This window comes from Edaphobacter sp., assembly GCF_035532915.1.
GTDB lineage: Bacteria > Acidobacteriota > Terriglobia > Terriglobales > Acidobacteriaceae > Edaphobacter.
In genome coordinates this window covers 1-3,725 of record NZ_DATKQC010000148.1, presented here as the reverse complement: position 1 = coordinate 3,725, position 3,725 = coordinate 1, and the positions used below count along the sequence as shown (strand labels likewise).

Below are 3,725 nucleotides of genomic sequence, written 5' to 3'. Positions count from 1 at the left end.
TTCGGACTATCAACCTTGCCTGCGACAGCCTCGACTTTCGAACGTACCGATTCGGCATCCTTGTGGACCCGAACGGAGGCGCTGGAGTAATCGATCTGGTCGGCCTGCCGCGAGTAGAAATTGCGGTTGCTGTGAAAGCTTCCGCCGATGCTGGGAACCGTTATTTCCAGAACAATGTTGCCGGAGTCCAGTACCTCATAGTCACAAACGAGTTCGGTACCAGCTGAGATAACTCCTTCGGCAAAGTCGTGCCCGTTGATCGACAACGTACCGATGGGGCGATTGTCAGTTACTGGGTCCTCAATATCGCCTTCCCAAAGCTTGACGTTGATTGCGCCGCTTCCCCCGGCACGCAACGATTCACCCGCCTTGAATTTCTTTTGCCCTTTCTTGGGCAGGGGATCTCCCTCCTTGACCAAGTAATCCAGAATGGACCGCCCGCCAAGTTTGTCGAGCACTTCGACGCCAATCGAGGAGGAGGAAGGTATCGCGTCAATGGTTGCTGCTGTGCGAGTAATAATGATCTTGTTATTCTCGAAGGAAATCGGTCCCCCGGCAGCATCGAAGACCGAGATCTTGAAAGTGTTTTCACTAGGCTTCGAGAGGATTACCTCGACCGTCGCGCCGTTCTTCAAAGCGATCCGACCCGAGGACCAGCCGGTATCTAAACTATCTACCTGAAATTCCGCACTGGAGAGCGCTGTACCTCCAAGTTTGACGGCGATTTTGGCACGCGAGTCGGGGGTTCGAGCGACATAGTTGAACGCCAGATCAAGGCGACCTCCAGCACTAATTGCGCCACGCGTACTCTTTCTGCCGCGACTTTGTGAATTCCAGTCGATCGATTCAGCGAATACTGCAGCGCCTTCCGCTACTGCTGTCATGGGGTTAACGTCAGTGGATGGTGCTACCCCAAGTTCAAAGGCAACCTTATCGCGTAGAGGTTTGTACTGTGTCGGTCCACCTACGAAGACCACGCGCTCCACATCGTGCGGACTGAGGCCGGCTTTTTCCATCGTCTCACGGGTAGCTTGGATGGATTCATCCACCTTCTGCGAAATCAAGTCATCGAAGGTTTTCCGGGTAAGGGGAATATCCAGATAGATCTCTTTATCGGAAAGGTCTTTGAAATTCATTCCATCGAAAGCGGGGTCACTGATCAGGACTTCCTCGCTCGAGGAGAGGGCGATCTTTGCCTTCTCGGCAACCCACGTCGCCATTCGGCCCAAGGATTTGAACTGTGGACTGACGATAAAATCCTCTGGAAGGTTGAAGTTGTCCAGGAGCCACGGCTTGACTACGTTATCGAGAAGAATGCGATCAAAATCGCGCCCGCCACACATTGCAATGCCGCCATGCGCCAACAGGTTTACACGCCCCGAAATGCTTTCCGCGAGAGCGATATCCAAAGTGCCACCGCCTAGGTCATAGACGAGAAAGACACCGTCTCCCTTCCGCTGTCGCATGACACTCATAACGGCAGCTACCGGTTCCTGCATCAGAGCGACCTTGCCTATTCCAGCCATGTCCGCAGCGGACATGGTGGCGTCCTTTTGCATCTGGTTAAACGCGGCTGGTACAGTAATGACAGAGCCGGTTTCTGCACTGTTGCGGATTTCTTCGGGCAAGTAACCGAAGAGGACTTTCAGGATCTCGGCAGAACATTCCTCCGGCGTCATGGTTCGCCCGGCTGCCAGAAGCTTGATCGGGGTACTCGTGCCCATTACGCGCTTGAACAATACCGCGGCATTGTCAGAGTCCTTGGCCGCGTTGTCGTAGGCCGCACGCCCCAAGTATTTTCTACCACGCTTATCCACGTAAATCGCGGATGGGGTGACGTCGTGTTGCTCGGGGCTTTTGTACAAGCGGACTGTCTCACCGTCATAGGAGCAAATCGCGCTATTCGTGGTGCCCAGGTCGATTCCGACGTAATTCATGCTTGTACCTTCCGGAGCATTACGGTGCCTTGTTTCTTGAGGCCGTCTGGTCCCATGATGATGGGCTCCACCATCTGGTCGACGAGCAACGCGTCATCCGGACCAAAATCACCTATGTTCAAAGGCGATGCTGCCATGCCGGGATCGAACATGTGCCCTTCTACATTCACAAGCTTGAGACCTGCCGCATCCAGGTTTTGCTCGATCTTCTTCTGGAAGTATCTAAGCTGGTTCACGTAGCGACCTGCTTCCCCAGCATCGAGCTTGTTCACGACACGTGCGAAGATCCGTGAAAACTTCCAGCTCTCCACAGTAATCTCGATCAAGGAGCGTTCTATCTGCTCGGTAGAGCTGTTGTCTTCAGAGGGCATTACCTTCTCCTGACACCGGGAGGCTTGTGAGAGCCACTTGCGGCTTTAGTTTGTTGCTTGATCCATTCATCGATCTCGGCCCTGGGAAAGCGCCACGCGCCACCGACTTTGAATGCGGGGATCTTTCGTGCCCCCGCAAGACGGTAAATCGTCCGCTCGGCGACCTTGAGATACCCAGCGACTTCCGAAAGCGTAAGGATCTCTCGCTCGGCTGTTGCCATTGGAAAAACTAGTGCCTCTCTGTCAAAATTGGCCAATATTGGCAAACATCATAGCCCTTACTAGCCGAACGCTCAACGCTATGCCGGAACATGGTCCCCTGAATCTCGTAGAAGTCGGAAAACTGATCGCCACCGCGAAGCAGCTCGCGAAGCGGTACCGCGCGCTTACCGGTAGGCCGATCGGTATTACAGGGGAGGTTGCCGAGTATGAGGCCGCCCGGATCCTCGGCCTGGAACTGGCTGCGGTGAGGCAGTCAGGTTATGACGCCGTCCGGCACCGTGGGAAATCTATAGACCGTTTGCAGGTAAAGGGCAGGTGCATTCTGAGCAGCAACCCAGGCCAGCGGCTTGGGCGGATTGATCTCACCAAGGAATGGGACGGGGTGGTACTGGTACTCCTGGATGCCAATCTTGAGCCGACTGCGATCTACGAGGCGCGCCGGGCTGAAATCGAGCTGGCACTGTCAGCACCAGGTTCGAAAGCGAGAAACGAACGGGGTGCCCTCAGCATGAACAAGTTCAAGTCTATCGGGATTAAGGTCTGGCCGGCTGGATAGCCGAACCGACGAGAATCGTATGCACAGCTAGGGGAGTCCTTTCGTCATAGGTGCTTCTTGTAGTACGCCCACTGGAGCCGGGCGAGAACCCCCAAGGCTGCTGCAAGCGGTAAGCCGACCCAGCGTACGTCTAGGGTCGCTGGCCAAAGCAGGCTGGCCATCAACCCGGTTGCCATCAGCGCGACCTGAAGGTGCTTGGCGCGGTGGTAGAGGCTCGCCGATTCCCGCCCGCCGGATGCCCTGCGTATCGCACGCTGCGTCAGCCCATCTGCCCCCGCGACGATGTAGGTGAGCACGAGAATCGGCACAACCATTGCCAGCGTCGCAAGACGTACACCGAGCAGCTGCGTTCCGATCATCGCCACCTCGATGGCTTCGATGTTGGCCATATAGGTGTTGCGCACGATCGTGTCCGGGATGGAAAGTGCCGCGCCCTCCGCGAATCGCATTCCCATGTCGTGGATTCCCGTGAACCGGAAGACCACCCCATAAAGAAAATTCGCCGTTCCGGCCACGGCGTCCGGCACCGCGCCCTGCCACGCAGCGAGGTCGCGCCCGCGCGCGAGGTCTGCGGCCAGGATGCTCTTCAACCGGTCGATACCGTCCGGCCAAACCTTGAACACGAATGTCCAATCGACA

Annotated in this window: 5 protein-coding genes; 1 reads left to right on the top strand and 4 read right to left on the bottom strand. The window is 56.2% G+C overall.

Annotation, left to right across the window (positions count from 1 at the left end; translation table 11 throughout):
• The 3 genes from VMU57_RS07255 to VMU57_RS22830 all read right to left on the bottom strand — a co-directional run.
• Window positions 1-1,937: Hsp70 family protein (locus VMU57_RS07255; RefSeq protein ID WP_325381966.1), on the bottom strand; the 1,937-nt coding region annotated here is incomplete at its 3' end.
• A complete protein-coding gene (locus VMU57_RS07250) occupies window positions 1,934-2,308 on the bottom strand; it encodes a hypothetical protein (RefSeq protein WP_325381965.1) in 375 nt (124 codons plus the stop codon). The genes VMU57_RS07255 and VMU57_RS07250, both read right to left, overlap by 4 nt.
• A complete protein-coding gene (locus VMU57_RS22830; protein ID WP_349255560.1) occupies window positions 2,308-2,529 on the bottom strand; it encodes a helix-turn-helix domain-containing protein in 222 nt (73 codons plus the stop codon). The genes VMU57_RS07250 and VMU57_RS22830 overlap by 1 nt, the downstream gene beginning before the upstream one ends.
• Window positions 2,530-2,609: 80 nt before the next feature.
• Here VMU57_RS22830 and VMU57_RS07245 point away from each other — a divergent pair, with 80 nt between their 5' ends.
• Window positions 2,610-3,086, top strand: coding sequence for a DUF6998 domain-containing protein (locus VMU57_RS07245; protein ID WP_325381964.1), 477 nt, complete (start codon window positions 2,610-2,612; stop codon window positions 3,084-3,086).
• Window positions 3,087-3,130: 44 nt separating this feature from the next.
• Here VMU57_RS07245 and VMU57_RS07240 read toward each other — a convergent pair.
• A partial coding sequence (locus VMU57_RS07240) for a DUF4400 domain-containing protein (protein WP_325381963.1) occupies window positions 3,131-3,725 on the bottom strand: 595 nt, incomplete at its 5' end.

Bases quoted from the DNA above. Each gene is read 5' to 3' on its own strand.
- VMU57_RS07250 (WP_325381965.1), bottom strand. From the start codon at position 2,308: ATGCCCTCTGAAGACAACAGCTCTACCGAGCAGATAGAACGCTCCTTG.
- VMU57_RS22830 (WP_349255560.1), bottom strand. From the start codon at position 2,529: ATGGCAACAGCCGAGCGAGAGATCCTTACGCTTTCGGAAGTCGCTGGG.
- VMU57_RS07245 (WP_325381964.1), top strand. From the start codon at position 2,610: ATGCCGGAACATGGTCCCCTGAATCTCGTAGAAGTCGGAAAACTGATC.